This is a genomic window from Pantoea sp. M_9 (genome assembly GCF_008631385.1).
Taxonomy (GTDB): domain Bacteria; phylum Pseudomonadota; class Gammaproteobacteria; order Enterobacterales; family Enterobacteriaceae; genus Pantoea; species Pantoea eucrina.
The window spans coordinates 247,560-268,884 of sequence record NZ_VWUF01000001.1 but is presented as its reverse complement, the minus strand read 5'-3'; the positions used below and the strand labels follow the sequence as shown (position 1 = coordinate 268,884).

The 21,325-nt window shown below is 55.7% G+C and carries 22 protein-coding genes and 1 pseudogene; 9 read left to right on the top strand and 14 right to left on the bottom strand.

Translation table 11 applies throughout. The features are described from left to right. Positions 1–359 precede the first annotated feature (359 nt). The 6 genes from F3I15_RS01195 to oppF all read left to right on the top strand — a co-directional run bounded on the left by F3I15_RS01195 (position 360) and on the right by oppF (position 7,374). The gene (locus tag F3I15_RS01195; RefSeq protein ID WP_039384649.1) at positions 360–1,007 is read left to right on the top strand and encodes a YchE family NAAT transporter; all 648 of its coding nucleotides are present in this window, start codon (positions 360–362) and stop codon (positions 1,005–1,007) included. A 771-nt stretch (positions 1,008–1,778) separates the two neighbouring features. After that, positions 1,779–3,419, top strand: a complete 1,641-nt coding sequence (gene oppA, locus F3I15_RS01190; RefSeq protein ID WP_150016246.1) for an oligopeptide ABC transporter substrate-binding protein OppA — start codon at positions 1,779–1,781, stop codon at positions 3,417–3,419. Between the two features lie 81 nt (positions 3,420–3,500). Then, a complete protein-coding gene (gene oppB / locus F3I15_RS01185) occupies positions 3,501–4,421 on the top strand; it encodes an oligopeptide ABC transporter permease OppB (RefSeq protein WP_150016245.1) in 921 nt (306 codons plus the stop codon). Positions 4,422–4,436: 15 nt separating this feature from the next. After that, positions 4,437–5,345: an oligopeptide ABC transporter permease OppC gene (oppC, locus tag F3I15_RS01180; protein ID WP_150016244.1), complete on the top strand. Its 909-nt coding sequence runs from the start codon at positions 4,437–4,439 to the stop codon at positions 5,343–5,345. Between the two features lie 11 nt (positions 5,346–5,356). Further along, positions 5,357–6,373: an ABC transporter ATP-binding protein gene (locus tag F3I15_RS01175; RefSeq protein ID WP_150016243.1), complete on the top strand. Its 1,017-nt coding sequence runs from the start codon at positions 5,357–5,359 to the stop codon at positions 6,371–6,373. After that, a complete protein-coding gene (gene oppF / locus F3I15_RS01170) occupies positions 6,370–7,374 on the top strand; it encodes a murein tripeptide/oligopeptide ABC transporter ATP binding protein OppF (protein WP_150016242.1) in 1,005 nt (334 codons plus the stop codon). The genes F3I15_RS01175 and oppF overlap by 4 nt, the downstream gene beginning before the upstream one ends. Positions 7,375–7,437: 63 nt before the next feature. Here the strand turns inward: oppF and F3I15_RS01165 are convergent, their stop codons facing one another. Continuing rightward, entirely contained in the window at positions 7,438–7,767 is a 330-nt protein-coding gene (locus tag F3I15_RS01165; protein ID WP_199181676.1) for an HI1450 family dsDNA-mimic protein, read from the bottom strand. Between the two features lie 35 nt (positions 7,768–7,802). Continuing rightward, positions 7,803–9,263: a cardiolipin synthase gene (gene cls / locus F3I15_RS01160; RefSeq protein WP_039384637.1), complete on the bottom strand. Its 1,461-nt coding sequence runs from the start codon at positions 9,261–9,263 to the stop codon at positions 7,803–7,805. A gap of 163 nt (positions 9,264–9,426) precedes the next feature. Here cls and F3I15_RS01155 point away from each other — a divergent pair, with 163 nt between their 5' ends. Next, positions 9,427–9,600 carry a YciY family protein gene (locus F3I15_RS01155; RefSeq protein ID WP_128083772.1) on the top strand — a complete coding sequence of 58 codons (174 nt, stop codon included), beginning with the start codon at positions 9,427–9,429 and terminating at the stop codon, positions 9,598–9,600. 20 nt (positions 9,601–9,620) lie between these two features. On the opposite strand, the gene F3I15_RS18115 is transcribed toward F3I15_RS01155, so the two are convergent. Beyond that, a complete protein-coding gene (locus F3I15_RS18115) occupies positions 9,621–9,791 on the bottom strand; it encodes a hypothetical protein (protein ID WP_190314905.1) in 171 nt (56 codons plus the stop codon). A gap of 3 nt (positions 9,792–9,794) precedes the next feature. Continuing rightward, positions 9,795–10,091 carry a YciI family protein gene (locus tag F3I15_RS01150; protein WP_039384635.1) on the bottom strand — a complete coding sequence of 99 codons (297 nt, stop codon included), beginning with the start codon at positions 10,089–10,091 and terminating at the stop codon, positions 9,795–9,797. A 204-nt stretch (positions 10,092–10,295) separates the two neighbouring features. Here F3I15_RS01150 and F3I15_RS01145 point away from each other — a divergent pair, with 204 nt between their 5' ends. Next, positions 10,296–11,027, top strand: a complete 732-nt coding sequence (locus F3I15_RS01145) for an energy transducer TonB (RefSeq protein ID WP_150016241.1) — start codon at positions 10,296–10,298, stop codon at positions 11,025–11,027. 45 nt (positions 11,028–11,072) lie between these two features. On the opposite strand, the gene yciA is transcribed toward F3I15_RS01145, so the two are convergent. Genes yciA through F3I15_RS01125 form a run of 4 tightly spaced genes read right to left on the bottom strand, consistent with a single transcriptional unit; the run spans position 11,073 to position 13,322 of the window. After that, the gene (yciA, locus tag F3I15_RS01140) at positions 11,073–11,489 is read right to left on the bottom strand and encodes an acyl-CoA thioester hydrolase YciA (protein ID WP_150016240.1); all 417 of its coding nucleotides are present in this window, start codon (positions 11,487–11,489) and stop codon (positions 11,073–11,075) included. 54 nt (positions 11,490–11,543) lie between these two features. After that, positions 11,544–12,083 carry a septation protein A gene (locus F3I15_RS01135; RefSeq protein WP_150016239.1) on the bottom strand — a complete coding sequence of 180 codons (540 nt, stop codon included), beginning with the start codon at positions 12,081–12,083 and terminating at the stop codon, positions 11,544–11,546. A gap of 59 nt (positions 12,084–12,142) precedes the next feature. Then, positions 12,143–12,877 (bottom strand): YciC family protein, encoded by a 735-nt coding sequence (locus F3I15_RS01130; protein ID WP_150016238.1) that lies wholly within the window; start codon positions 12,875–12,877, stop codon positions 12,143–12,145. Positions 12,878–12,926: 49 nt separating this feature from the next. Continuing rightward, positions 12,927–13,322 carry a YkgJ family cysteine cluster protein gene (locus F3I15_RS01125; RefSeq protein ID WP_150016237.1) on the bottom strand — a complete coding sequence of 132 codons (396 nt, stop codon included), beginning with the start codon at positions 13,320–13,322 and terminating at the stop codon, positions 12,927–12,929. Positions 13,323–13,553: 231 nt separating this feature from the next. Here F3I15_RS01125 and ompW point away from each other — a divergent pair, with 231 nt between their 5' ends. Beyond that, a complete protein-coding gene (gene ompW, locus F3I15_RS01120) occupies positions 13,554–14,186 on the top strand; it encodes an outer membrane protein OmpW (RefSeq protein ID WP_150016623.1) in 633 nt (210 codons plus the stop codon). A 38-nt stretch (positions 14,187–14,224) separates the two neighbouring features. Here the strand turns inward: ompW and F3I15_RS01115 are convergent, their stop codons facing one another. The 6 genes and pseudogenes from F3I15_RS01115 to F3I15_RS01085 all read right to left on the bottom strand — a co-directional run bounded on the left by F3I15_RS01115 (position 14,225) and on the right by F3I15_RS01085 (position 21,290). Further along, positions 14,225–14,539, bottom strand: a complete 315-nt coding sequence (locus F3I15_RS01115) for a BON domain-containing protein (RefSeq protein ID WP_039384615.1) — start codon at positions 14,537–14,539, stop codon at positions 14,225–14,227. A 186-nt stretch (positions 14,540–14,725) separates the two neighbouring features. Next, positions 14,726–15,529, bottom strand: coding sequence for a tryptophan synthase subunit alpha (gene trpA / locus F3I15_RS01110; protein WP_039384612.1), 804 nt, complete (start codon positions 15,527–15,529; stop codon positions 14,726–14,728). After that, a complete protein-coding gene (gene trpB / locus F3I15_RS01105; RefSeq protein ID WP_039384608.1) occupies positions 15,529–16,722 on the bottom strand; it encodes a tryptophan synthase subunit beta in 1,194 nt (397 codons plus the stop codon). The genes trpA and trpB overlap by 1 nt, the downstream gene beginning before the upstream one ends. 43 nt (positions 16,723–16,765) lie before the next feature. Continuing rightward, positions 16,766–18,127, bottom strand: a complete 1,362-nt coding sequence (trpCF, locus tag F3I15_RS01100) for a bifunctional indole-3-glycerol-phosphate synthase TrpC/phosphoribosylanthranilate isomerase TrpF (RefSeq protein WP_190314897.1) — start codon at positions 18,125–18,127, stop codon at positions 16,766–16,768. Between the two features lie 7 nt (positions 18,128–18,134). Then, positions 18,135–19,728: pseudogene (gene trpD / locus F3I15_RS18250) on the bottom strand (bifunctional anthranilate synthase glutamate amidotransferase component TrpG/anthranilate phosphoribosyltransferase TrpD). Then, on the bottom strand, positions 19,728–21,290 hold the full coding sequence (locus F3I15_RS01085) for an anthranilate synthase component 1 (RefSeq protein WP_150016235.1): 1,563 nt from the start codon (positions 21,288–21,290) through the stop codon (positions 19,728–19,730). Before F3I15_RS01085 ends, trpD begins: the two are co-directional and overlap by 1 nt. Positions 21,291–21,325: the final 35 nt, after the last annotated feature.

Below are 21,325 nucleotides of genomic sequence, written 5' to 3'. Positions count from 1 at the left end.
TTTAATAAACAGGCCGGTGCGGAGAAAGAAATCAGCTAAGGTTTGACAGGGCAGGCCCGTCTGTTTAGTAAAAAGGTCTGACGTGAATGATTTACTGCACCCAGCGTAGCGCTGGTGGCGGGGCGTAATCATGATGCAGATCAAGAGAGGCTGCAGCGGTTGGCGGTCAGCCAGATCGTTTACGACTAAAGATGCCGTTTTTTAGACGCTACTGTTCTGCAGGCGTATCTGAAAACAGCCAGATTTTTATGCCATCTATGCGGCGGACACATAGCAGATATTTCTGCCGTATCCGCTGTTTTTCAGCAGACATATGCACTACATTAAGCGCGTTTTTTTGACTTTTTCAGGAGCCTGTTGTGACCCCTGTGCTACTCGATCTCTCCGGCTACATAAAATTTTTTGTCGGCCTGTTTGCGCTGGTAAATCCGGTAGGCATTATTCCGGTTTTTATCAGCATGACCCGCTATCAGGCGGTGGCTGAACGCAACAAAACCAATCTTACAGCCAACCTTGCGGTCGCGATTATTCTCTGGACCTCGCTGTTTCTTGGCGATGGGATCCTGCATCTGTTTGGTATCTCAATCGACTCCTTCCGAATCGCAGGCGGCATACTGGTGGTGACTATTGCGATGTCAATGATCAGCGGCAAGCTGGGTGAAGATAAGCAAAACAAGCAGGAAAAATCAGAAACGGCTATTCGTGAAAGCATCGGTGTTGTCCCGCTAGCGCTGCCGCTCATGGCAGGGCCGGGGGCTATCAGCTCCACTATCGTCTGGAGTTCACGCTATCACAGCTGGCTTAATTTGCTGGGTTTTACGCTGGCGATTGCGGTTTTCGCCTTTTGCTGCTGGTTACTGTTCAGGGCGGCGCCGTTAATGGTACGGATATTGGGTCAGACCGGAATTAACGTCATTACCCGTATTATGGGGTTGTTATTGATGGCGTTAGGGATTGAATTTGTCGTCACCGGCATAAAAGCGATTTTTCCGGGATTACTAAATTAGTCTGACCTGTTTTTTGCTGAAAAAGATCTTCATGAACTAAAAAGGTGCATCACAACGTGCAGGTGCACCTTTTTGGTGAAATTATTTATCGGGCTACTTGCAGGCTCGTTTTTATCACTTTTACTACTCAGTCAGTTATCCCTGCTTAATATCCGCTTATTAATGTGATTATTGTCACAGATTTACCTGCTGCCAAACAGGCGCTGAAAGTGATTAGCTGTGCCTCTCTTGCAAAGAATTCGCTGAATATTCCGCTTTGAAGTGAAAATACAATACATTTGCGCAAAATGAGTTTTGCATTAAATTAATGCGCGCATAATCGCCAGAATCGAGACAATAATCATATTTATCAAAGTATTAACTGATATTTAGCAGAAATAATTAACGCTTTCAACGTTATCCCGGACATGATAAAAGAGAAATAGCTAACATTTTTCTGCATTGGCTTTGGCGCAACGGGATAGCTTCTGATAATTTCTGGCACTCTCAGGATTTTTATCGCTCTCTCAGCAAATGTGTACGGTTTTTGCTTATTAGCACGCGGACGCAGCTATATCGGCAACGCGGATCAGAAACTAACGGCTGAACGCTCTCTTTATCAAAAAAACAGTGAGTGAGTCGTCAGCAAATATCACTGCCCGCTGGCGGCTTGCTGAAGTCACCCGGAAGGGGACAGGGGTCTTCGCTCGAACGAAACGAAGATCGCCCGGTAAACGGGATACGTCAGGCGCGATAGCGTACCGACGACAATAATAAAACTGGAGCATAACAATGAATAACATCACGAAAAAAAGTCTGATTGCGGCCGGCGTTCTGGCCGCAATTGCCTCTCTGGCAGGGAACGCTGCGCTGGCTGCAACGGTACCGGCTGGCGTTGAGCTGGCTGCCAAACAGGAGCTGGTGCGCGGTAACGGTGACGAAGTTCAGTCGCTCGATCCGCATAAAATTGAGGGCGTACCGGAAGATAATATTGCCCGCGATCTCTATGAAGGGCTTATCGTCAGCGATGCCAGCGGCAAACCGGTTCCGGGCGTGGCAGAGAGCTGGGAAAACAAAGATTTTAAAGTCTGGACTTTCCACCTGCGTAAAAATGCCAAATGGTCTAATGGCGAGCCGGTTACCGCACAGGATTTCGTCTATAGCTGGCAGCGTCTGGTTGACCCGAAAACGGCGTCACCTTATGCCAGCTATCCGCAGTATGGCCATATCGCTAACGTTGATGAAATTATTGCCGGTAAAAAGCCGACCTCTGAACTGGGCGTAAAAGCGCTGGACGATCATACGCTGGAAGTTACGCTAAGCCAGCCGGTCCCTTACTTTTATAAGCTGCTGATCAATGCCGTGATGTCACCGGTCTATAAGCCTGCAATCGAAAAATCGGGCGATCAGTGGACGCAGCCGCAGAACTGGGTGGGTAACGGCGCGTTTAAACTGGAGGCGCACGTTATCAACGAGCGCGTCACGCTGGTACGCAACCCGCAATACTGGGATAACGAACATACGGTACTGAACAAAGTCACCTTCCTGCCCATCAACTCAGAAGTGAGCGATGTGAACCGCTACTTCTCTGAAAATGGCAGCGACATCACCTATAACAATATGCCGATTGAGCTGTTCAAAAAGCTGCAGCGCGATAATGGCAAAGAGCTGATGGTAAAACCGTATCTCTGCACCTATTACTACGAGATCAATAACCAGAAAGCGCCTTTCACTGATGCCCGCGTGCGCACCGCGCTGAAGCTGGGTCTGGATCGCGACATCATGGTGAATAAGGTACTGGCGCAGGGTCAGCTGCCCGCCTACAGCTATACACCGCCGGCAACCGATGGCATGGAACTGCTGCCGCCGGACTGGTTTAAATGGGATCAGAACAAGCGTAATGCAGAAGCGAAAAAACTGCTGGCTGAAGCAGGCTATACCGCAGATAAGCCACTGACGTTTAACCTGCTGTACAACACCTCAGACCTGCATAAAAAACTGGCAATCGCGGCGTCTTCTATCTGGAAAAAGAACCTCGGCGTGAATATCAAGCTGGAGAACCAGGAGTGGAAAACGTTCCTGGATACCCGTCATCAGGGCAACTACGACGTTTCACGTGCGGCCTGGTGCGCAGACTATAACGAACCGACCTCCTTCCTGAACACCATGCTGTCTGACAGCAGCAGTAATACCGCGCACTACAAGAGCGCTGATTTTGACAAAGTGATCCACGATGCCGTGAAAGCTGCCGATGAAAAAGCGCGCGTGGCTGACTACCAGCAGGCAGAGCAGATTCTGGACAAAGACAGCGCTATCGTGCCGGTCTATTACTATGTTAACGCCCGTCTGGTTAAGCCTTACGTCGGCGGCTACACCGGTAACGATCCGCTGGATAAAACGCTGGATAAGAACCTGTACATCATTAAGCACTAATAGCACACAGGCTATCGACAGTGGCGGTGCTGCGGCGCCGCTTTTTTGATTTTGTGAAGCAACAGCCTGGCAGGTACGGCAATGTTAAAATTTATTCTGCGTCGGCTTCTGGAAGCGATTCCGACGCTCTTTATTCTGATCACCATCTCGTTCTTTATGATGCGTTTAGCGCCGGGCAGCCCGTTTACCGGCGAGCGCACGCTCTCCCCTGAGGTGATGGCCAATATTGAAGCCAAATATCATCTCAACGATCCCATTGGCAAACAGTACCTGAGTTATCTGGGTCAGCTGGCGCACGGCGATTTTGGTCCCTCTTTCAAATATAAGGACTATTCGGTTAACTATCTGGTGGGGCACGCCTTCCCGGTCTCTGCGAAGCTGGGGCTGGCAGCCTTTTTCCTGGCGTTGATCCTGGGCGTAACCGCTGGCGTTATCGCGGCGCTGAAGCAGAACAGCCTGTGGGACTACGCCGTCATGGGGGTGGCGATGACCGGCATTGTTATCCCGAGCTTTGTTGTAGCGCCGCTGCTGGTACTGATCTTTGCCATTACCCTGCGCTGGCTGCCGGGCGGCGGCTGGAACGGCGGGCAGTGGAATTACATGCTGCTGCCGATGGTAGCGCTCTCGCTCGCTTATATCGCCAGTATCGCCCGTATTACACGCGGTTCCATGATTGAGGTGATGCACTCAAACTTCATTCGTACAGCCCGGGCAAAAGGGTTGCCGCTGCGTCGTATCGTGCTGCGCCATGCGCTCAAGCCAGCGCTTTTGCCGGTGCTCTCCTATCTGGGTCCTGCCTTTGTCGGCATCATTACCGGTTCAATGGTGATTGAGTCAATCTATGGCCTGCCCGGTATCGGCCAGCTGTTTGTTAACGGTGCGCTAAATCGTGACTACTCGCTGGTAATGAGCCTGACAATTCTGGTCGGCGTGCTGACTATTCTGTTTAATGCGATCGTTGATGTGCTTTACGCCGTTATTGATCCCAAGATTCGCTATTAAGGGTGGAGCACGCTCATGATGTTAAGCAAAAAAAACAGTGACGTGGTGGATGCCTTCAGCGAAAAGCTCGAGGTGGAGGGGCGCAGCCTGTGGCAGGATGCACGCCGCCGCTTTATTCACAACCGTGCCGCACTGATCAGCCTGCTGGTGCTGTTGCTGATTGCCCTGTTTGTGGTGTTTGCGCCGATGCTGGCGCAGTTTAAATACGATGATACCGACTGGGCGATGATGTCGTCGCCGCCGGATACGGTCTCAGGGCACTGGTTTGGAACGGACTCCTCCGGGCGCGATCTGCTGGTGCGGGTGGCGATTGGCGGACGTATCTCACTGATGGTGGGCATCGCCTCTGCACTGATAGCGGTGCTGGTGGGAACGCTCTATGGCTCGCTGGCGGGCTATCTCGGTGGCAAAACCGACTCGGTGATGATGCGTATTCTTGAGATCCTCAACTCCTTTCCGTTTATGTTTTTTGTGATCCTGCTGGTGACCTTTTTCGGCCGCAATATTCTGCTGATCTTTGTCGCCATCGGCATGGTCTCCTGGCTCGATATGGCGCGTATTGTGCGCGGTCAGACGCTGGGACTAAAACGCAAAGAGTTTATCGAAGCGGCTCAGGTAGGGGGCGTCTCCACGGCCAGTATTGTGCTGCGCCACATTGTGCCTAACGTACTGGGCGTCGTAGTGGTCTACGCCTCGCTGCTGGTGCCCAGCATGATTCTGTTTGAATCTTTTCTGAGCTTCCTGGGCCTGGGGACGCAGGAGCCGCTTAGTAGCTGGGGCGCGCTGCTGAGTGACGGAGCGAACTCGATGGAGGTTTCTCCGTGGCTCCTGATGTTCCCGGCCGGCTTTCTGGTGGTCACGCTATTCTGCTTTAACTTTATCGGCGATGGCCTGCGTGATGCCCTCGACCCGAAAGATCGCTAAGGAGTTTCCCGATGAGTTTTAAAACCACAACGCCAGCGCGTGCTGTGCCGGCGGGAAGCCCGGAGCTGCTGCTGAATGTGCAGGATCTGCGCGTAACCTTTACGACGCACGACGGCGACGTTACCGCCGTGAACGATCTCAATTTTTCACTGCGTGCCGGGGAAACCCTGGGCATTGTAGGTGAGTCAGGCTCCGGCAAATCGCAGACGGCGTTTGCGCTGATGGGGCTGCTGGCCAAGAACGGCCGCATTGACGGATCGGCACGGTTTAACGGGCAGGAGATCCTGAACCTGCCCGAAGGCAAGCTGAACACGCTGCGCGCGGAGCAGATTGCCATGATATTTCAGGACCCCATGACCTCGCTTAATCCCTATATGCGGGTAGGGGAGCAGCTGATGGAGGTTCTGCAGCTGCATAAAGGCATGAACAGCGCGCAGGCTTTTGAAGAGTCGGTACGCATGCTGGATGCGGTGAAAATGCCGGAAGCGCGGAAGCGGATGAAGATGTATCCGCATGAATTTTCGGGCGGGATGCGCCAGCGCGTGATGATTGCCATGGCGCTGCTGTGTCGTCCTAAGCTGCTGATTGCCGATGAGCCCACCACCGCACTGGATGTAACGGTTCAGGCGCAGATCATGACGCTGCTTAACGAGCTGAAGCGCGAATTCAACACCGCCATTATTATGATCACGCACGATCTTGGCGTCGTAGCCGGGATCTGCGACAAAGTGCTGGTGATGTATGCCGGGCGCACCATGGAGTATGGCCGCGCCCGCGATGTGTTTTATCAGCCGGCGCATCCGTACTCTATCGGGCTGCTGAATGCGGTACCGCGACTCGATGCAGAGGGTGAATCTCTGACGACCATTCCCGGTAACCCGCCAAACCTGCTGCGGTTGCCGCAGGGTTGTCCGTTCCAGCCACGCTGCGCTTATGCAATGGAAATTTGTGCCGCTTCGCCGCCGCTGGAGCCGTTTGCCGACGGACGTTTGCGCGCCTGCTTTAAACCGGTGGAGGAGTTAGTATGAGCACCGTTGCGGAAGAGAAAAAAGTACTGCTGGAGATAGCCGATCTTAAAGTGCATTTTGAGATCAAAGATGGCAAACAGTGGTTCTGGCAGCCGCCGAAGACGCTGAAAGCGGTGGATGGTGTCAGCCTGCGGCTGTATGAGGGCGAGACGCTGGGTGTGGTAGGCGAGTCGGGCTGCGGCAAATCGACGCTGGCGCGCGCTATCATCGGGCTGGTGAAAGCGACTGAAGGGCGTGTCGCCTGGCTGGGACGCGATCTGCTGGGGCAGAGTGCGGAAGAGTGGCGTCAGGCCCGCAGCGATATTCAGATGATTTTTCAGGACCCGCTGGCGTCACTGAACCCGCGTATGACCATCGGCGACATCATTGCTGAACCGCTGCGCACCTATTATCCAAAAATGCCGCGCCAGGAAGTCAGAGACAAGGTCAAAGCGATGATGATGAAAGTCGGCCTGCTGCCGAATCTTATCAACCGCTATCCGCATGAGTTCTCAGGCGGCCAGTGTCAGCGTATCGGTATTGCGCGCGCGCTGATCCTGGAGCCGAAGCTGATTATCTGTGATGAGCCAGTCTCAGCACTGGATGTCTCTATCCAGGCGCAGGTGGTGAATCTGCTGCAGAAACTGCAGCGCGAGATGGGGCTGTCGCTGATATTTATTGCGCACGATCTGGCGGTGGTGAAACATATCTCCGATCGCGTGCTGGTGATGTATTTGGGTCATGCCGTAGAGCTGGGTACCTATGATGCGGTGTACAACGATCCGCAGCATCCCTATACCCGGGCGCTGATGTCGGCGGTGCCGATTCCCGATCCTGACCTGGAGAAGAATAAGCAGATCCAGCTGCTGGACGGGGAGCTGCCTTCGCCCATCAATCCGCCTTCAGGCTGCGTGTTTCGTACCCGCTGTCCGATTGCCGGGCCGGAATGTGCCAAAACCCGCCCGCTGCTGGAGGGCAGTTTCCGCCATGCGGTATCCTGCCTGAAAGTGGATCCGCTCTGACGCCAGTCAGTAGGCGCTGAACAGTAAAACGCCGGGCAAAAGCCCGGCGTTTTTAATTCTGGTTTATTCGCGCCAGAGAATATGGCAGAGCTTATGATCCTTTTCACGGCAGAGCAGCACGCGGGCAAACACATCCGTGATAGGTTCGCCATCGGCTTCACCCAGACCAATCACAACCTCTGAGAAAAAGTCGGGATTTAAGTCAAAATCAACGTGTTCCTGCCAGTCTTCCGACGGGTCAAACAGCTCTGCGCCGCCACGCTCTTCAAACTGCAGGTTAAACAGAATAATATCAGCCGGATCGAGGTTATCGCCCGCCAGCTCCAGAAAAATATCGTAGGCCTGCTCCAGCGTTTCATCATCGGTCAGGCGGTTATCTAAATCCATGGTCATGTGCTTATCCTGCGGCGGTAATCTTTCCGCTCGTTTTACAGTAATGGACTAAAGAAGTAAAACAGTCGTTCAACGATGCGCTGCCACCAGGCACGTTTCGCCCAGCGGGCATTGTCCAGCAGGCGCGAGCGGGCAATATAGTCATCCTGCACGGTAGCGAGATCGCTGCCAAAACCATCATCATCTACCACCAGGGTTATCTCAAAATTGAGCCACAGGCTGCGCATATCAAGGTTCACCGTGCCCACCAGGCTGAGCTGCCCGTCAACCAGCACGCTTTTGGTATGCAGCAGGCCATCTTCAAACTGATAGATTTTTACGCCCGCTTCCAGCAGTTCCGTAAAGAATGCCCGGCTGGCCCAGCCAACCAGCAGTGAATCGTTGTGGCGCGGAACAATAATACTGACCTCAACGCCGCGCAGCGCAGCCGTGCAGATTGCGTGCAGCAGATCGTCGCTGGGAACAAAATAGGGGGTAGTCATGATGAGCTGCTCGCGCGCGGAGTAAACCGCGGTCAGCAGCGCCTGGTGGATCATATCCTCCGGGAAACCCGGCCCGGAAGCGATAACCTGAATAGTGTGGCCGCTCTCCTGTTCAAACGGCATGATGTTGCCGTCTGGCGCCGGGGGCAGAATGCGCTTGCCGGTCTCAATCTCCCAGTCGCAGGCGTAAACGATCCCCATTGTAGTGGCAACAGGTCCCTCCATCCGCGCCATCAGATCGATCCACTGCCCGACACCGGCATCCTGCTTAAAGAAACGCGGATCGACAAGGTTCATGCTGCCGGTGTAGGCGATATAGTTGTCGATGAGCACGACTTTGCGGTGCTGCCGCAGATCCATACGCCGCAGAAAGACGCGCAGCAGGCTGACCTGCAGTGCCTCAACCACATCGATCCCGGCGTTGCGCATCATATTCGCCCATGGACTGCGGAAAAAGGCGACGCTGCCGGCAGAATCGAGCATCAGACGACAGTGCACGCCCCGGCGTGAGGCTGCCATCAGCGATTCCGCCACATCGTCGGCCAGGCCGCCCGGCTGCCAGATATAGAACACCATTTCGATATTATGACGCGCCAGCTGAATATCGCGGATTAGCGCCTGCATCACCTCATCGCTGCTGGTCAGCAGCTGCAGCTGATTGCCTTTGACGCCGGCGATCCCCTGCCGGTGCCGGCAGAGATCAAAAAGCGAGCGTGCAACATCGCTATGCTCAGTGGCAAAAATATGCCGGCACTGCCTGAGGTCGGTGAGCCACTTAGCCGTGGAGGGCCACATGGTGCGGGCGCGCTCGGCCCGGCGCTTGCCAAGATGCAGCTCCCCGAACGAGAGATAAGCGATAATTCCGACCAGCGGCAGAATATAGATGATCAGCAGCCAGGCCATGGCTGAGGTCACTGCACGACGCTTCATCAGAATACGCAGCGTTACACCCGCAATCAGCAGCCAGTAGCCAAACAGCAGTAACCAACTGATCAGGGTATAAAAGGTGGTCATTGAGTGGACATCCTGTTCGCGCATTTGTAGGCAAAGTTTACGTGCTGATGCGCTGTAGCGAAACCTTAATCTGCCCTGAGATTTATCGATAAAGGTTTCGAATTGGCATTTCTGTGCAGATCACTATAATGCGTGCCGAAATATGCCGGACTGAGAGAGTGTCATGAGACGAAGCAGAAATGAAGTGGCCCGCTGGAGAATGTTACGCCAGGTGCATCGCCGTCGTGCCCGCTGGCTGGAAGGTCAGTCGCGTCGCTATAAGCGCATCCATGCCATTCGTCACCAGGTTGCGCAGCAGCAACGCCGTTCAATTCTGTTTATTACGCAGAATATGTGAGGCCGGCGCGGCTGGGTTCGTTAATGGCCGCGCAGCATCAGCGTAATGTTGACGATCTGCGCCGCCGCCGCCAGGACTATCAGCATGACAATCTGCTGGCGCGCCTGAAGCCAGCCCTGATGGCGCCAGATCCAGAGCGCGCGCCCGGTAAGCAGCAGCGCCACCACCAGCAGCAGCAGCGATAACATCACGGATTAAAACACCCGCTTAAACGGCTTAACGGTGACTTTTTCATAAACGCCGGCGGCAATGTAAGGATCGTCCTGAGCCCAGGATTGCGCCGCCTCCAGCGAATCAAACTCCGCAACAATCGCCGAGCCGCTAAAGCCGGCGGGGCCTGGATCGTTGCTGTCGACCACCGGTAGCGGGCCGGCAACAATCAGTCGTCCCTCATCCTGCAGCAGCTGCAGACGAGCAAGGTGCGCAGGGCGCACGCTGTTGCGTTTTTCCAGTGAATCTGCGGTATCTTCCGCGTAGATGAGGTAAAGCACGATGGGATACTCCCGTTAGACTGGCCGAAATTGCGAGACACGTTAAGGGATTGCCAGGCAGAGTGCAAACGAAACCTCAGGGCAATCGGCGCCAGCGCAAGCGGGGTTAAAAAAAAGAGGAAACGGGGCACTTTTACGCTGCTTATTGAAACTGATTGCTATTTGCATTTAAAATCATCTTCTCACTCGATGACCACAGCTGCTATGACGACATTGACTACGCCTTTTCCGACCCGTACGCCTGTTTCACTGATCCTCTCCGTGGTACTGCACGGGTCCGTTATTGCCGGCATTCTCTATGCCTCGTTGCATCAGTCCCGTGAGCTGCCTGCCGCGTCTCAGCCCATCGCCATTACCATGGTCGCGCCTGAGGTGCAGCCGGAACCTGCGCCGGCTGTGGTAGCACCGGCACCGCAGCCTGAGCCTGAACCCGAGCCGCAGGCCACCCCGGAGCCGCCAAAAGCAGAGCCGGTTCCTGTTGCAAAACCGGAGCCGAAGCCAAAGCCGAAACCAAAGCCAAAACCAAAAACAGAGAAAAAACCGGCGCCAGCACCCCGTCAGCCGGCACCGGATCGGGCCGATCCGTTCAGGCAGGATACCGCAGCAGCTCAGCCCCGGCCCGCCACTGCACCCAAAGCGGCTACTGCTCCGGCACCGGTTAAAGCGACCGGACCGAAAGCGCTCAGCATCAGCAAACCAGCCTATCCGGCACGCGCGGCCGCACTGCGTATTGAGGGTAATGTACGGGTGAAATTTGATGTCGACAGTGACGGCCGGGTTGGCAACGTCACTATTCTTTCGGCACAGCCGCGCAATATGTTCGAGCGCAGCGTAAAGGATCAGGTTAAAAAGTGGCGCTATCAGCCGGGTCAGCCGGGCCAGGGGATTACCATGAATATTGTCTTCCGTATTAACGGCGGCGCAAAAATCGAGTAGGGCGGAGAGCAGAGCGGCCGGAAAAACCGCTCTGCTTTTCATCGCTCAGTGGCTGCGGTTAGCGCGATCTGCTGGCAGCGGACGCGACTTGCCGCTGTTGTCTACTGCGACGTAAACAAATACCGCTTCGGTGGCGCAGTAAGTCTGACCTATCGGCTCTGATGAAACCTTTTTAATCCACACCTCAACATTGATGGTCATTGAGCTGTTTCCGGTGCGCAGGCAGTGCGCATGGCAGCTGACCACATCGCCTACCGCGACCGGCTTCAGAAAGCTCATGCCGTCGACGCGAACCGTGACCACGCGACCTTCAGCAATCTCTTTTGCCAGTATGGCACCGCCCATGTCCATCTGCGACATCAGCCAGCCGCCAAAAATATCGCCGTTGGCATTGGTGTCGGCTGGCATAGCCAGCGTACGCAAAACCATTTCGCCCGTAGGCTGCTTATGCTTATCGTTCATTGCTCAGTTCTTCTGCAGGTGAAAAAAAGCCCGGCTTGCCGGGCGATGGGAAACTTATTTTGATTCCTGCTGGGGCATCTGCCGCCAGATGTAGAGCCCGCTCAGCAGGGTAAACAGCAGCGTTAGTCCTGTCAGGCCAAACACTTTAAAGTTTACCCAAACGGGCTGTGGCAACCAGAACGCAACATAGACGTTGGCAAGGCCGCACAGCAGAAAGAACAGCGCCCAGGCAATGTTGAGCCGGCGCCAGACCGTGGCAGGCAGCTGTAGCTCTTTTCCCAGCATGGTCTGGATCAGGGGCTGCTGCATGAACCACTGGCTGTAGAGCAGCGCGAGCGCAAACAGCGAATAGATCACGGTGACCTTCCACTTGATGAATTCATCATTATGAAACACCAGTGTCAGGGTACCGAACACTGCCACCAGGACAAAGGTAAACAGGGTCATCTTTTCCAGCTTGCGATAGAGCACCCAGCTCACTACCAGCGCCAGTCCGGTAGCCACCACCAGCGCGCCCGATGCAACGTAGATGTCGTAGAGTTTGTAAAAAACAAAAAAAACGACCAGGGGGAGAAAGTCGAGTAACTGCTTCATAGCGTTTCCAGTCCGGACAGTAGCCTGTAGTTATGGCGCTCAGCGGAGCGCCGTAACCCTTAACGTAACAGCATATAGAGCCGATACAAATAAATAATCAAAACGGCAGAAACCAGATTGCCCAGCGCGTTAAGCACCACGGAGGCAATATTGGCGGGCAAAACCGTCAGCGAAGAGAAAAAGAACATCAGAATAATTTTCGCCAGCAGCCACAGCAAAATTGCGGGTGCAATCAGGCGGATATTTTTCCACGCCAGACGCAGGCTGGCGCGCATGGCACCGATTACGCCCATTTTTTCACTGACCAGCATCACCGGCGCCAGAGAGAGTAAAATAGCGAGCACGATGCCAGGCACCATCAGCACCATAAAGCCAAGCTGCACCAGCAGCGTGATCAAAAAGGTCTGCAGCAGCAGCTTAGGCAGCAGCGGTGCAGCGGTGCCGATAGCACGTAAGGCACTGACGCGCTGACCGCTGGAGACCAGCGGGATCAGGCAAAGCATGCCGCCGAGCAGCAGCGTATTACCAATCAGCGCCGCCAGGGTTCCGGCTGCGGAAGCGCGCAGCAGTATACGCTGCTGCTCCGGAGACATATTCTGTACCAGTTCAAACAGGGAGGATGCGCTGTTGTCACTCTGACTCAGCAGCGACAGCTGCTCATCATCAGGCGTTAAGGCATGCCCGATAATCACGGTAATGAACGAGGTCAGCAGTGCCATCAGCACTATAGTGACCAGCTGATGGCGCAGAAAATTTCCTGTGTCACGGTATAACGAGCTTGCCGTGATAGACATGTACACTCCTTGAAAAAAACCGGGTTAATTAACCCGGCGATTGTACATGCTAAGCGGTCAGGCTGGCACCCGGAATACCATAACTTTCTGTCATGTCAGGTAAAGAAGGGTGAAAAAGGGCAGGTAATCCATGGCGGGCGCGGGCACGATCGCAGGCCTCGTTAACGACGCCATTTTCGCCGGACATCGCAAATTCACGGCAGGGTGAGGGGCGCTGCTCATAGATACCGCATGAGACGCAGCTACCGGGCTCGCCCTGCAGAGCGACGCAGCGCGGCGTGCGATCGTTAGTACCGCGCATGTTGCGCATCAGCAGGCTTAGCGGCTCGGTGAGTTCGGCTGGCACTGCGCCACCCGCATCATCGGCTTCAGCCCAGTAAAAGGAAACGCGAAAATAGGCGCAGCAGGCGCCACAGGTCATACAAGGGTTGGTTATATCGCTCATCTGATCGCCCGCCACTCCTGAGGCATCGAACCAAAATCACTCGGGATCAGCAAAGTAATCACGTTATGAAACTTCAGCAACCTGTTTTTGATCTTTTTTCGCGCTGGCAAATTTGATCTTTGTCAATTCATTGTTAACTAAGCATTTATTCTGCCAGTCAGTTAATGAAATCTGCGCTGAAAACCGTTACATCTGTGCCGCGAAAATTTTAATTCAGGCAAAGGAGTGATGATGAAACTGGCAAACTGCGCACTGTTCATGGCGATGGCGATACCGCAGCTGGCGCTTGCTCATCAGGCGGGCGACTTTTTTATGCGCGCCGGTACGGCAACGGTCCGTCCGACTGAGGGATCCGATAATGTGCTGAACATGGGCGAATTCAGCGTCGATAATAATACGCAGCTGGGTCTGACATTCACCTGGATGGCGACCGATCATATCGGAATTGAGCTGCTGGCTGCCACGCCATTTCGTCATAAAGTCGGCCTTGGTCCGACCGGTAACCTGGCCACGGTGCGTCAGCTGCCGCCCACGCTGATGGCGCAATACTATTTCCTCGACAGCAACAGCGCGGTACGCCCTTATGCGGGCGTCGGCATCAACTACACCACCTTTTTTGACGCTACGCTGAATCAGACCGCCAGAGATGCACAGCTCAGCGATTTGAGCGTTAAAGACTCCTGGGGCATTGCGGGTCAGGTGGGGCTCGATTATCAGATTAACCGTGACTGGATGCTGAACGCTTCGCTGTGGTACATGGATATTGATACTGAAGTGAAGTTCAGGCATCAGGGCGTAGAGCAGAATATAAATACGCGTATCGATCCGTTTGTCTTTTTCTTTGGTGCAGGCTATCGCTTCTGAGGCAGAAGAAGGGCGACCTGCCGGCCGCCCTTTTGGTATTACTTGATCTGCATATTATTAACAACAGACTTCACGCCTGCCACGCTGCGCGTAACGGAAACGGCGCGGTTAGCCATCTGTGGCGAGCTGACAAATCCGCTCAGCTGAACCTTACCTTTAAACGTCTCAACATTGATTTCTGTCGATTTCAGCGCTTCATCATTCAGCAGCTGCGCTTTTACTTTCGTAGTGATGACGGTGTCATCAATATAACCGCCGGTGCCTTCTTTGGTTGGCGTTGGCGCACAGGCGCTCAGTGTCAGTGCCACAAATGCAGCCATAAAAATTCCCGCAACGACCTTGAACAATTTCATTTGGTTATCTCCCTGTCATAGATGGATTCACACCGTAACGCAACGGCGCAATTAAGTGTGGGTCGGCCCTGAATAATCGGCAACCTGCCGGCAGAGAAAAAGTGAAAAAAGCTGGCGCTCAGGCAGAAAGGAGGGGGATGGCGGGAAAAAGAGTGTGGCCCCGTCGGGGTGACGGAGCCACAGCGATTAGCGGGTGGCCGCTTTCAGGCCGCTGACAAAGGCTTTCAGCTCACGCAGCAGCGTTGCCGGGTCACGCTGGTTTTTCTCAATAATGCGTACAATGGCGGAACCGGAGATCGCCCCCGCTGCGCCTGCGGCAATCGCTTCACGTACCTGCTCAGGCTCGGAGATGCCGAACCCCTGCAGGGCAGGCGGCGCCTGAAACTCACGCAGTTTATCAATCAGATGGTGAAGCGGCTGACTGGCGCGGTTTTCAGCACCGGTCACCCCGGCGCGCGACAGCAGATACGTGTAACCGCGGCCATGCTGAGCCAGTTCACGCAGCAGGTCATCGCTGGCATTAGGCGGGCAGATAAAAATCGGCGCGATATTGTGGCGCAGTGCAGCCTGGCGGAAGGGCGCTGACTCTTCAACTGGCACATCAGCGACCAGCACCGAGTCGACGCCCGCGGCGGCACACTGCGCATAGAACGTATCGATGCCGCGGCTGAACACCAGGTTGGCGTACATCAGCAAACCAATTGGCAGATCAGGGTATTTCTGCCGCACTACCTGCAGCATTTCAAAGCATTGCGCTACCGTGGTGCCGGCCGCAAAAGCCCGCAGCGTAGCGCTCTGAATGGTGGGTCCATCTGCCAGCGGGTCGGAGAAAGGGATCCCCAGCTCCAGCGCATCAGCGCCGCCTTCAACCAGCGTATCGATAATCTGCAGTGAGAGCTCCGGAGAGGGATCGCCCAGCGTAACAAAAGGGACAAACGCGCCTTCCTGACGCGCTGACAGGCGTGAAAACAGCTGATTATAACGCTCCATCAAATCTCTCCTTTCGCTTTAAGCAGATCGTGAACCGTGAAAATATCTTTATCGCCGCGACCGGAAAGGTTAACTACCAGCAGCTGCTCTTTTTCCGGATTTGCCCGCATCATTTTCAGCGCATGGGCCAGCGCGTGAGACGATTCCAGGGCCGGAATAATTCCTTCTGCACGACACAATGTTTTAAACGCGTCGAGCGCTTCATCATCGGTAATGGAGACATACTCTGCGCGCCCGATGCTGTTCAGATGCGCGTGCTGCGGACCGACTGACGGAAAGTCGAGCCCGGCGGAGATAGAATAAGACTCTTCAATCTGTCCCTCTTCGGTCTGCATCATTGGCGCTTTCATACCAAAATAGATACCAACCCGACCGTGCTTCAGCGGCGCGCCGTGCTCGCCGCTTTCTATACCGTGGCCAGCGGGTTCGATACCAATCAGACCCACGCTGCTCTCTTCAATAAAATCAGCAAACATGCCAATCGCATTGGAGCCGCCGCCTACGCACGCCAGCACGGCATCAGGCAGCCGGCCTTCCGCTTCGAGGATCTGCGCTTTAGTCTCTTCGCCGATCATACGCTGAAATTCGCGCACGATGGTCGGGAAGGGGTGCGGACCTGCCGCGGTTCCCAGCATATAGTGTGCGGTCTCATAGCTGCCTGACCAGTCGCGCAGCGCCTCGTTACAGGCATCTTTCAGCGTAGCTGAGCCGCTGTGGACCGGGATCACTTCCGCGCCCATTAGCCGCATACGGAACACATTGGGAGACTGACGCTCAACATCTTTTGCCCCCATATAAATACGACACTTCATGCCCAGCAGCGCGCAGGCGAGCGCGGAGGCGACACCATGCTGGCCGGCACCGGTTTCCGCAATGATCTCATTTTTCCCCATTCGCTTTGCCAGCAGCGCCTGACCGAGTACCTGATTGGTTTTGTGCGCGCCGCCATGCAGCAGATCTTCGCGCTTCAGATAGAGGCGGGTTTTCGTTCCCTGAGTCAGATTACGGCACAGGGTCAGCGCAGTCGGACGACCAGCATAATTTTTCAGCAGATCGGTAAACTCCTGCTGAAACTCAGGGTCACGCTGCGCTTCAACAAAAGCAGCTTCCAGCTGGCGCAGGGCCGGCATCAGGATTTGCGGAACGTACTGGCCGCCAAATTCACCAAAGTAGGGATTCAATAACGTCGACATAATTGATCTTTCCTCAACGGCCCGCACAGGCGGGCCAGCAACATTAGTAAGCGCGTAATGTGGTAAATACCGCAGCAATTTTGCCGGCATCTTTTATGCCAGGAGCGGACTCAACGCCGGAGTTGAAATCAAGACCGGCGCAGCCAAGCTGCGCTGCCGTCACGCAGTTATCAGCGGCGAGACCGCCAGCCAGCAGCACATTGTCCAGCGATTCTCCCTGCAGCAGCGACCAGTCAAACTGCTGCCCGCTGCCGCCCTGGCCATTATCAAACACGTAGCGATCAACGTGCGGCCAGTCGCGCGCCGGCAGGCTCTCTTTAACACTCAACGCTTTCCAGATTTGAATCCGGGCCGGCAGCGCCTGACGCAGCGTGGCAACATAGTCGCGGTCTTCGGCACCATGCAACTGCACCGCTGCCAGATTCAGCTCTACCGCCAGTGTGACAACGTCACCAACCGGCGCGTTACGAAATACGCCCACATAGCGCAGCGGCGCTGCGGCCATCACGCGGTGTGCCTGGCCGGTATCGATTTTGCGCGGTGAGCCTTCAGCAAAAATCAGGCCGCCATACAGGGCTCCCGCTTCACTGGCGGCGCGAGCCGCTTCCGGCTGCGTCAGGCCGCACACTTTATTATCACCCAGCAGCACGCGACGTACCGCAGCTGCCAGGTCAGCCTCCTCCATCAGCGCCGAGCCGATGAGAAAACCGTTAGCAAAGCGGCTCAGCTCACGCACCTGCGCATAATTATGAATACCGGATTCGCTGATGACCGTGACGCCGTGACTGAGGCGCGGTGCCAGCTCGCGGGTGCGGTTAAGATCGATCGAAAGATCGCGCAGGTCGCGGTTGTTGATGCCCACCACCTGAGCGTCGAGGGCAATCGCCCGCTCCAGTTCCGCCTCATTACTGACTTCAGTCAGGATGCCCATATTCAGGCTGTGAGCCACTGCGGCGAGCTGCCGGTACTGTTCATCATCCAGCACGGAGAGCATCAGCAGGATGGCGTCCGCCTGATAGTGACGCGCCAGGTAGATCTGATAGGGGTCGATGATAAAGTCTTTGCACAGCACGGGCTGGGTCACCGCCGCGCTGACAATCGGCAGAAAGGCGAAGTCACCCTGAAAATATTTCTCATCCGTCAGTACTGAAATGGCAGACGCGTGATGACGATAGACGGCGGCGATGGCGGCGGGATCGAAGTCCTCGCGGATCACTCCTTTTGACGGTGACGCTTTTTTGCACTCAAGGATAAAAACGGTGCGGGTGCCGCGCAGGGCGTCATAAAAAGAGCGCGTTGCCGGCTGCAGTTCCGGGTGGAATGTCTCCAGCGGCTGCTGCTGCTGGCGCTCTGCTATCCAGATCGCCTTATCCTGCACAATTTTCTCTAATACGGTGCCTTTAATACTCATCTCATCCTCTCGCTGCCAGTGCAACCACGCGCTCATAAGCCTGTCCGCTACGAATCGCGGCAATGGCCCGCTCCGCGTTGTCGCGCAGGTCTTCGTGACCAAACACTTTCAGCAGCATCGCCACGTTAACGGCGACCGCCTGCTCATGCGCGGGCTCTCCTTTACCCTGAAGTAAACGGGTCAGAATGTCACGGTTTTCTTCCGGCGTGCCGCCAGCCAGCGCCTCTTTGTCATGCATGCCAAAACCAAAGTCATCCGGCGTCAGCTGATAACAGGTAATTTCCCCTTCGCGCAGCTCAGCTACCTGCGTAGCGCTGTGCAGAGCGACCTCATCCATTCCGCCGCCGTGAACCACAGCAGCCCGCTGATAGCCGAGCACCTTTAGCGTTTGCGCGATGGGCAGCACCAGCTCCGGGCTGTACACCCCGATCACCGCCAGCGGCGGTCGCGCCGGGTTGATCAGCGGGCCGAGCACGTTGAACAGCGTGCGCGATTTCAGCTGCTGACGCACCGGCATTGCGTGGCGAAAACCGGTATGGTACTGCGGCGCAAACAGGAAACAGACATTGAGATCGTCCAGCGCCTGGCGCGCCTGCTGCGCGGGCATGTCCAGATTTATACCGAACGCTGCCAGCAGATCGGAGGAGCCGGATTTACTGGAGACGCTGCGGTTGCCATGTTTGGCCACTTTGAGACCGCAGGTTGCGGCCACAAATGCACTGGCGGTCGAGATATTAATGCTGTTACTGCCGTCGCCTCCGGTGCCGACGATATCAGCAAACGCATAGTCAGGACGCGGGAAGGGTTTGGCATCAGCCAGCAGCGCCGATGCAGCACCGGCTATCTCCTGTGGCTGCTCACCGCGCACTTTCATGGCAATCAGCGCCGCAGCCAGCTGAGTGGGCTCCAGCTGACCGGTAATAATGGCGCTGAACAGCTGGTGGCTCTCCGCCTGGCTCAGCGTTTGCGCCTGATACAGTTTTTCCAGAATAGTTTGCATCTTTATCTCCCTGTTACTGCGCCAGCGCCCAGGCCAGCGTCTGCTCAAGCAGGCGTGCGCCCTGGGTGGTGAGAATCGATTCAGGATGGAACTGAAAGCCGCAGACGCGATCGGCATCATGCCGCACGGCCATGACCATGCCGTTGTAGCTGGCGTTAACCGTCAGCTCAGCGGGCGTATTACTCCCCACCAGCGAGTGATAGCGTGCCACCGGCAGCGGATTACTCAGGCCGCTGAACATCGCGCTGTCGTCATGCTCCACCGCAGACGCTTTACCATGCAGAATTTCACCCGCCTGGCCCACGTGGCCGCCGTACGCTTCAACGATAGCCTGATGACCCAGACAGATACCGATAATCGGCAGCTGCCCGCGCAGCGCCTGCAGCAGGACTGGCATGCAGCCCGCATCCGCTGGCGCGCCAGGACCGGGTGACAGCATCAGCACCGGATTTTCCATCTGCTGCAGCCGCGCAATCAGCGTCTCAGCCGGCACGCTGTTGCGGAAGATAACCACGTTGTGACCGAAGCTGCGCAGCTGATCCACCAGGTTATAGGTAAACGAGTCGATATTATCGAGCAGCAGGATATCAGCCATCAGAACATCTCCTTGCAGTGGTGCGCGGTTGCGATAGCGCGCAGAACTGCGCGTGCTTTGTTGCGGCTTTCATCCGCTTCAGCCTGCGGGATGGAGTCCAGCACCACGCCGGCACCCGCCTGCACGGTAGCCACACCTTCTTCAACCCAGGCGGAACGGATCACGATGCAGGTATCGAGATCGCCGGTCGCCGTGAAGTAGCCCACGGCACCGCCGTAACTGCCGCGCCGCGTGCCCTCTTTTTCAGCAATCAGCTGCATGGCGCGTACTTTGGGCGCGCCGCTCAGCGTGCCCATATTCATACAGGCGCGGTAGGCGTGAAGGACATCCAGATCGTCACGCAGCGTGCCTACCACGCGGGAGACCAGATGCATAACAAAAGAGTAGCGGTCAACTTTGGTCAGATCGGCAACGTAACGGCTGCCGGGTTGGCAGATACGGGCAAGATCGTTACGCGCCAGATCCACCAGCATCAGATGTTCGGCCAGCTCTTTATGATCGGTACGCATCTCCAGCTCGATACGGCTGTCGAGATCGCGATCCAGCGAGCCGTCGGCATGGCGGCCGCGCGGGCGGGTGCCGGCAATGGGGTAGATCTCAATCTGGCGCGACTGCGCGTCATACTTCAGCGAGCTTTCCGGTGAGGCACCAAACAGAGCGAACTCCCGATCCTGCATAAAGAACATATAGGGGCTGGGATTGCTGTTTTTCAGCGTTTCATAAGCGGCAAGCGGTGACGGACAGGGTAGCGAGAAACGGCGCGACGGCACGACCTGGAAAATTTCACCGATGCGGATGGCCTGCTGCAGCGACGCCACCACCTCGCAGTAAGCATCATCGCTCTGGCTGGTGCTGAGCGTCATCTGTTCCACGCGCTGCACCGGCAGAGCGGGCGCCGGCTGTGTCATCTGCCCGTGCAGCTGCTCAATACGGCTCTGCAGACGCTGAAACTCACTGGTTGATGGGGTAAACAGGCTCGCCTGCAGGCGGGCTGAACCCTGCTGGTGGTCGATAATCAGCAGCGTTTCTGCCAGATAGAAGCAGTAGTCGGGACAACGCTGGTCGTTGCGCAGCGCCGGCAGCGCTTCAAAGCCGGCGACCAGGTCGTAAGCAAAGAGTCCGCCTAGCAGCATCGCTTCGCGCTCATCGGCAGGTGTATTAATCAGTTGCGGAATCAGACGCAGCGCGTCAAACACCGAGAAAGCTTTTAGCCGTGAATCTTCATCCTGTACCTCATTCGCCGTAGCAAAATGCAGCTCACGGCCATCCGGACGAACGTCGATTTTTACGCTCTCAGGCAGAGCGGCATCCAGCAACGGCAGCAGGGCGCGGCCATTTTCAGAGAGCGCCTGTAAAGTCACGGTCTGACCAAGGGCGCTGATGCGCAGTGCACTATCAACAATCAGCAGGCTTTTCAGATTTTTTTTGCTGTCGATGTCCGCAGACTCAAGCAGCAGAGTGGCCGGACGTGCGCCGCACAGTTGATGAAACACCGCGGCCGGATCTTCGCGATAGGGTGCGTTTCCGGTAATCAACTTCAATGTAGGTTTCGCAATTGCCATGATAATTTCTCTGAAATTCGCTCAAAAAAAAGCCC

What these genes read in the sequence shown, in the direction of transcription:
- oppA (WP_150016246.1), top strand. Translation starts at nt 1,779, where the DNA reads ATGAATAACATCACGAAAAAAAGTCTGATTGCGGCCGGCGTTCTGGCC.
- F3I15_RS01085 (WP_150016235.1), bottom strand. Translation starts at nt 21,290, where the DNA reads ATGGCAATTGCGAAACCTACATTGAAGTTGATTACCGGAAACGCACCC.
- oppC (WP_150016244.1), top strand. Translation starts at nt 4,437, where the DNA reads ATGATGTTAAGCAAAAAAAACAGTGACGTGGTGGATGCCTTCAGCGAA.
- ompW (WP_150016623.1), top strand. Translation starts at nt 13,554, where the DNA reads ATGAAACTGGCAAACTGCGCACTGTTCATGGCGATGGCGATACCGCAG.
- F3I15_RS01115 (WP_039384615.1), bottom strand. Translation starts at nt 14,539, where the DNA reads ATGAAATTGTTCAAGGTCGTTGCGGGAATTTTTATGGCTGCATTTGTG.
- F3I15_RS01175 (WP_150016243.1), top strand. Translation starts at nt 5,357, where the DNA reads ATGAGTTTTAAAACCACAACGCCAGCGCGTGCTGTGCCGGCGGGAAGC.
- trpB (WP_039384608.1), bottom strand. Translation starts at nt 16,722, where the DNA reads ATGTCGACGTTATTGAATCCCTACTTTGGTGAATTTGGCGGCCAGTAC.
- F3I15_RS01130 (WP_150016238.1), bottom strand. Translation starts at nt 12,877, where the DNA reads ATGTCTATCACGGCAAGCTCGTTATACCGTGACACAGGAAATTTTCTG.
- trpA (WP_039384612.1), bottom strand. Translation starts at nt 15,529, where the DNA reads ATGGAGCGTTATAATCAGCTGTTTTCACGCCTGTCAGCGCGTCAGGAA.
- F3I15_RS01165 (WP_199181676.1), bottom strand. Translation starts at nt 7,767, where the DNA reads ATGACCATGGATTTAGATAACCGCCTGACCGATGATGAAACGCTGGAG.
- F3I15_RS01135 (WP_150016239.1), bottom strand. Translation starts at nt 12,083, where the DNA reads ATGAAGCAGTTACTCGACTTTCTCCCCCTGGTCGTTTTTTTTGTTTTT.
- yciA (WP_150016240.1), bottom strand. Translation starts at nt 11,489, where the DNA reads ATGAACGATAAGCATAAGCAGCCTACGGGCGAAATGGTTTTGCGTACG.
- F3I15_RS01155 (WP_128083772.1), top strand. Translation starts at nt 9,427, where the DNA reads ATGAGACGAAGCAGAAATGAAGTGGCCCGCTGGAGAATGTTACGCCAG.
- oppF (WP_150016242.1), top strand. Translation starts at nt 6,370, where the DNA reads ATGAGCACCGTTGCGGAAGAGAAAAAAGTACTGCTGGAGATAGCCGAT.
- F3I15_RS01125 (WP_150016237.1), bottom strand. Translation starts at nt 13,322, where the DNA reads ATGAGCGATATAACCAACCCTTGTATGACCTGTGGCGCCTGCTGCGCC.
- oppB (WP_150016245.1), top strand. Translation starts at nt 3,501, where the DNA reads ATGTTAAAATTTATTCTGCGTCGGCTTCTGGAAGCGATTCCGACGCTC.
- cls (WP_039384637.1), bottom strand. Translation starts at nt 9,263, where the DNA reads ATGACCACCTTTTATACCCTGATCAGTTGGTTACTGCTGTTTGGCTAC.
- F3I15_RS01145 (WP_150016241.1), top strand. Translation starts at nt 10,296, where the DNA reads ATGACGACATTGACTACGCCTTTTCCGACCCGTACGCCTGTTTCACTG.